The 6,089-nt window shown below is 46.8% G+C and carries 5 protein-coding genes and 1 pseudogene; 4 read left to right on the top strand and 2 right to left on the bottom strand.

Annotation, left to right across the window (positions count from 1 at the left end; translation table 11 throughout):
• The 4 genes and pseudogenes from AC4E7D_RS10535 to AC4E7D_RS10520 form a co-directional block, all read left to right on the top strand.
• Window positions 1-361: pseudogene (locus AC4E7D_RS10535) on the top strand (phosphofructokinase); the annotation flags it as partial.
• A 208-nt stretch (window positions 362-569) separates the two neighbouring features.
• Entirely contained in the window at window positions 570-1,559 is a 990-nt protein-coding gene (gene pfkA, locus AC4E7D_RS10530; RefSeq protein ID WP_490173756.1) for a 6-phosphofructokinase, read from the top strand.
• Between the two features lie 21 nt (window positions 1,560-1,580).
• A complete protein-coding gene (gene gap, locus AC4E7D_RS10525; protein ID WP_490173755.1) occupies window positions 1,581-2,582 on the top strand; it encodes a type I glyceraldehyde-3-phosphate dehydrogenase in 1,002 nt (333 codons plus the stop codon).
• An 81-nt stretch (window positions 2,583-2,663) separates the two neighbouring features.
• Window positions 2,664-3,518 (top strand): N-acetylglucosamine kinase, encoded by an 855-nt coding sequence (locus tag AC4E7D_RS10520; RefSeq protein ID WP_490173754.1) that lies wholly within the window; start codon window positions 2,664-2,666, stop codon window positions 3,516-3,518.
• Here the strand turns inward: AC4E7D_RS10520 and AC4E7D_RS10515 are convergent.
• Window positions 3,511-3,891 (bottom strand): RidA family protein, encoded by a 381-nt coding sequence (locus AC4E7D_RS10515; protein WP_490173753.1) that lies wholly within the window; start codon window positions 3,889-3,891, stop codon window positions 3,511-3,513. The two genes, AC4E7D_RS10520 and AC4E7D_RS10515, sit on opposite strands and share 8 nt — an antisense overlap.
• Window positions 3,892-3,928: 37 nt before the next feature.
• Window positions 3,929-6,089, bottom strand: a 2,161-nt coding sequence (locus AC4E7D_RS10510) for a putative LPS assembly protein LptD (protein ID WP_490173752.1), incomplete at its 5' end; no start/stop codon positions are given.

The following is a 6,089-nucleotide window of genomic DNA, read 5'->3' as shown; positions in this document are numbered from 1 at the left end:
CGGAGGCATCGGTGATGAGGTATCTGCCGCCTTGAAGAATGTCTCTGCCAAGTACAACAACGGAAACCGGGTGAATGTGATCAATCAGAAACTAGGCTACCTGGTGCGCTGCGGGGATCCGGATTTTATAGATTCCGTTGTGCCAACTGCCTATGGTAACCTTGCGCTGGACCTTATTCTGAATGGCATAGACGGACGAATGGTAGTGCTTAAAAACGGCCGCTACGACCATGTTCCCATCGAGGTGGTTACCGATACCAAAAAGTTTGTCAATGTGGACAAATATTACAATAAGGATAAACTGCACCCCTATTACAAGAATTTCGAAATGTTGCCCCTCTTTATCATGACCAACGATTAGTTAATGATTGCGAAAGGTTTACATTGGAGCATAAGGCCTGCCAACTGAGATACAACCCCGATTTATTGGGGCGGACGTGCATTAGTAAACCCCCGATGTTTACCGCGGTGTTTACGAAATCGATTTCGTATGAAAATGGTCGTAAATAAAAGGGTTGCCAATTCTTTTTTTGCCCTAAGTTTGCTAGCTTTGCTATTCAATTTTTCACATGAGTGCAAGTATTAAAAAGATTGGTGTATTTACGTCCGGAGGGGATTCTCCGGGCATGAATGCGGCTATTCGTTCCGTGGTCAGAACCTGTGCCTATATGGAAATAGATTGTATGGGTATTTACAGGGGCTATGAAGGAATGATCGATGGAGACTTTGTCCCGCTCAACGCGCGGAGTGTAAATAATATCATCAATAAAGGGGGGACTTTCCTGAAATCTGCAAGATGTCCTGAATTCCGGACACCAGAAGGACGGGTAAAGGCCTATGACCAACTGCAATCCGCTGGCGTTGATGCCCTGGTAGTTATCGGTGGGGACGGAAGTCTTACCGGTGCGGAATTCTTCCATGCAGAGCACAATGTACCCTACATCGGGATACCGGGAACCATAGATAACGATATTTTCGGAACCCGTTATACCCTTGGTTTTGATACTGCCCTCAATACGGTTGTAGAGGCTATCGATAAGATCCGGGATACAGCCAGTTCCCACCACCGGCTTTTCTTTGTGGAAGTTATGGGTAGGGATGTTGGTCATATCGCCCTGAATGCTGGTGTTGGTGCCGGAGCGGAGGAGATCCTGATCCCTGAGGAGGACCTGGGACTGGAACGCCTGCTGGATTCCCTTAAGCGCAGTAAGGCACGTGGGAAATCTTCCAGTATTGTAGTTGTGGCCGAGGGAGACCGTACCACCGGAAAAAATGTTTACGAACTAAAGGAATATGTAGAACAGCACCTGCCGGTTTACGATGTCCGGGTCTGCGTACTGGGCCATATGCAGCGAGGAGGAGCCCCGACTTGTTTTGACCGTGTACTGGCCAGCAGGATGGGAGTAAAAGCAGTGGAGGCGCTGATGGAGGGAAAATCCAACCTTATGGCAGGGATTAGGGACAATGATATTATCCTGACCCCGGTCAAGGAAGCCATAAAAGGGCATACCAAGATTGATAAAGAACTCATCCGGGTTTCTGATATCATGACCATATAGTAATTAATTAAAACATAGAAAATGGCAAAAATTAAAATCGGAATTAATGGTTTTGGACGGATTGGCCGACTGGTTTTCAGGTATTCCATCCATAGAGAAAATATTGAAGTGGTAGCCATCAACGATTTGTTGGATGTGGACCACCTCGCCTACCTGTTGAAATACGATTCTGTTCATGGAAAGTTTGACGGGGATGTCAAAGTTGAAGGAGGACAGCTCGTGGTAAACGGAAAGAAAATTCGCATTACTGCTGAAAAAGATCCTGCCAACCTGAAATGGGATGAAGTAGGGGTCGATTACGTGGCAGAATGTACCGGGATATTCAAGAGCCTGGACACAGCCCAGAAACACATTGATGGCGGAGCCAAGAAAGTACTGATCTCTGCACCATCACCGGATGCACCGATGTTCGTTATGGGTGTAAACCACAAAGAGATCAAAGCCTCAGACAACATTCTGTCTAATGCTTCCTGTACCACAAACTGCCTGGCACCTTTAGCCAAGGTACTCAATGATAATTTTGGTATAGAAGAAGGGTTAATGACTACCGTACATGCCACAACGGCTACGCAATTCACCGTTGACGGACCTTCACGCAAGGATTACAGGGGTGGCAGAAGCGCTTTGCTGAACATTATCCCGGCATCTACCGGTGCGGCCAAGGCGGTTACAAAAGTGATTCCATCACTGGTTGGTAAACTAACCGGTATGGCCTTTAGGGTGCCTACAGCAGACGTTTCAGCGGTTGACCTCACGGTACGCCTCGAAAAAGAAACATCCTATGAGGAAATCAAGAAAGTTTTCAAAGCAGCTTCAGAAGGAGAGCTAAAAGGCATCCTGGGATATACGGAAGAAGCTGTAGTTTCACAGGATTTTATAGGAGATCCACGCACCAGTATTTTTGATGCAGGAGCGGGCATTGAGCTCAACTCCAAGTTCTTTAAGGTGATCTCCTGGTACGATAACGAAGCCGGCTATTCCCACAAATTGTTGGATTTGGCGGAGTACGTAGCTAGCTTGTAATTTGATTTAAACGACATGAGAATCCCTTAAAATGGCCATGTAGGTTGATTTTAAGGGATTCCTTTTTAATACCTGAGGGATATGATACTAATTGTAGATAGTGGCGCGACAAAGTCAGATTGGATTGCCCTGGACGAGAAGACTGGCAAAGAACTTTTTATTACCCAGACCCTGGGATTAAGTCCTGAAGTCCTTACCCGGGAAGTTATCGAAGACCGCCTGGCGAACAACTTTGAACTCGCGAAAAACAGGGAAAAAGTATCCCGTTTGCATTTTTACGGGGCCGGTTGCGGCACGGATCGTATGAAGACGTTCCTGAAGGAAATATTCAAGCATTATTTTCCGAATGCTGTAGCAGATGTAAAGGAAGATACCTATGCCGCCATTTATGCAACAACAAAGATAGACCATCAGGGGATTGTATGTATCCTGGGTACTGGTTCCAATTGCAGTTATTATGACGGCAGACAACTCTTTCAGAAAGTAACTTCCCTGGGCTATATCCTGATGGACGATGGCAGTGGCAATTTTTTTGGTAGAAAGCTGATTCGGGATTATTATTTCAACAAAATGCCGCAGTCATTGGGCATCAAGTTCGCCAAGGAATACAACCTGGAAGCGGATGCCATCAAAGAAAACCTGTATAAGCAGCCCAATCCCAATACCTACCTGGCCACCTTTGCGAGATTTTTAATAGAGAATAAGGATCATCCGTACTGCAAAGGAGTGATTGACAAGGGCTTACAACAGTTTGTTAATAACTATATCATGCAGTTTGAACTCGCTACAAAGGTTCCTATCCACTTTGTAGGCAGTATCGCCCATTTCCTGAAGGACGAATTAACAGCCGTAATCGAACGAAACGATTTGCGAATGGGTGTGATCCGCAGGCGACCCATAGAAGGTTTGGTGGAATTCCACCAGGAAACTATTTAGTCGCGATCATAGAGATCTCTACGTTTACAAACTTGGGAAGGTTGGCTACTTCAACAGTTTCCCTGGCCGGGGCCGTTTCCGGATCAAAGTATTGCGCATAAGCCGCATTGATCTCTGCAAACTGATGCATGTCTTTCACAAAAATGGAAGTTTTGACGACCTGTTCAAAACCCATCCCTGCAGCATCCAATATAGCCTTGAGGTTTTCCATGCACTGCCGTGTTTCTTTTTGTATATCACCTGAGATGAGTTCTCCATTCTCGGGATCCATTGGAATTTGTCCGGAAATATATAGGGTGTCCCCGGTAAGGACAGCCTGGTTGTAAGGTCCGATGGGGGCCGGTGCTTTGGGTGTGTTGATGATTTGTTTCATGGTCAAGGAAAGTTGAATTAATTTATGATGTCTGGAATTATCGCCTCACAGGCTGACTGCGGTTTTCCCATTTCAGGTCGGATAGGATAGAGCTCTTGATCCCGATAAAGAAATACCAGCGTTCAAAGCGGCCAAAGGGCGTCCAGTTAAAGCGCATATTAAAGCTCTTAAGGTCGCGCTCAAAACGGAATTGGGTCACGGTAAACCCCCTGTTTTTTATGTCGTAACCCGAGGAGACCCCAACGCTCCATCGCGGCGATAAACTAATATTGCCCGAAAACATCAGTGAGTGGTTACTGATCTCATTCTGGCGATTGCTGTTGCTGTAGGTCATCGCGTACTGCACACGCAGGTCCCAGGGGATTTTTGTCCCGTAAACGGGGTTTTCAACATCCTCCGAATCCCGATCGCGAAAACTGCTCTCGTTAAAGCGGTCAGCCCTACCGAATAAATCATCAGACCTACCACCGCTGGATAAAACGTAATTGGTCCCAGAATAGGGGTCTTCTTCCTCATCTTCCTGTTCCCTTCCTTCCCTAGCAAAATCTGCGCTGCTCAGCGAGTAGCTGACATTGGCCCGGGCTGAGGTGAGCCGGAAGAGCCCGCCCCCGTTGTTTACGTTAAAGGTGTTGATGCGTCTTCCGTTGGCGTCAATAGCATAGGGATCTAAATTGGCCCCGAAGTTTACAGACATTTTGTTCTTGAGGAGATTGGTCCCCCCGGTGATGCTCAGCGGGCTCAGTTTCAGGGAATCGGCCTCAAAATTGTACCCACTGCTAAGATTGAAACTGTTGAGCCATTGTACTTTTCTGGGTTCTGCAACTGTTGAATCCTTGTCTTTGACCTTGGCTTCCAGGGTGTTGGCAATGGAAAAAGTCATCGCATTGGATTTGCCCAGCCTTGGGGCTCCGTAAATCGTTCCGTCAAACCGACTGAATTGTACCTCCTGGCCGGTAACTTCATTGAGGTATTCATCATAGTATTGTTCAAAGGAAGGGGCATATCCGTAGCTAATACTAGGCCGCATGACATGCCTGATGGCTTGTATTTTCTTGTCTTCCCCAAAGGTAAAGGTACCATACAGGGTAGTTCCCACACTCGCATTGAGATTGTACTGGTTGTAACGGTCAAAACCGCTGATGGTATCGCGAACCACGGTCTGTGTATCCGGATCAAATCGCTGGTTGAAAGTCTCCAACGCCCAGATATCTTCATAGGTACCTCCCATGGTAACGCTGAAAAATTTGGCTACCTTAAAATTGGTGCTGATCGGGATGCGATGTCTGACCCCTACCTTGGAATCCTCAAACATACGTGCTGTTCCAAAATTTTCGGAATCTGTTCGAATACTGTTCCTTCCATTCAGGTCGTACTGAAAGTTGATGTTCTGGATAAGCCCTTTTTTGATCCCATCCCTCTTGGCAAAAGGGAATACCCGCTCCATAGCTGCCTGCAGGGTGGGCAGGGTAACATCCACAATATCGGTATTGGTGTTCTGATTATGCGTAGCTGTAAGGCTCAGGTTTACCGATGGATAGGCCGGAAAGGTTTTGGAGTAGGAGATGGAAGACGACAGGTTGTTTACCTGGGTATTCGGCAGGTTTTGCTGTAACAGGGAATTCCGGAAATACTGGCTGCTCCCAAGGTTAACAGAGGCCGAAATCCGCGAATTGGGATTTGCCTTGGCATCCTGGGAATGTGTTATTTGAATATTGTATATGGTCCCCCGTGTGTAATCATCAAACCCCTTCTGACTGGTCACAAGGTTTTCGTACCGGAAGTTGATGTTCCCGCGGAATTTATAGCGTTTGGAATAGACCGATTGCGCCCGGAAGCCATAACTTCCGTTAGTATACAGGTCCCCGGTTAAGGTGAGGTCCACATAGTCATTAATGGGTAAATAATAGCCCCCGTTCTGAAAAAAGTACCCCCGGTCCGGATCGTTCCCAAAGGTAGGCATCATAATTCCAGCCGTTCGTCCCGTTGTCAGGGGGAAATAGGCAAAGGGCAGGGCAATGGGCGTAGGGACGTCCACAATATAAAGGTTACTGAAGCCCGCAATCACTTTCTTCTTGGGGACAAATTTCGCTTTTCGCACCCTTATGTAGTAATCCGGGTCAATTGTATCCTTGGAAGTAGTGAGTTTACCCTCGCTCAAGAAATAGACGGAATCGTTTTCTTTTTTAGTGATATCAGCA

The organism is Lentiprolixibacter sp., assembly GCF_982873095.1.
Note: the sequence above shows the minus strand (reverse complement) of the source record. Positions and strands in the feature narration are given on the sequence as shown.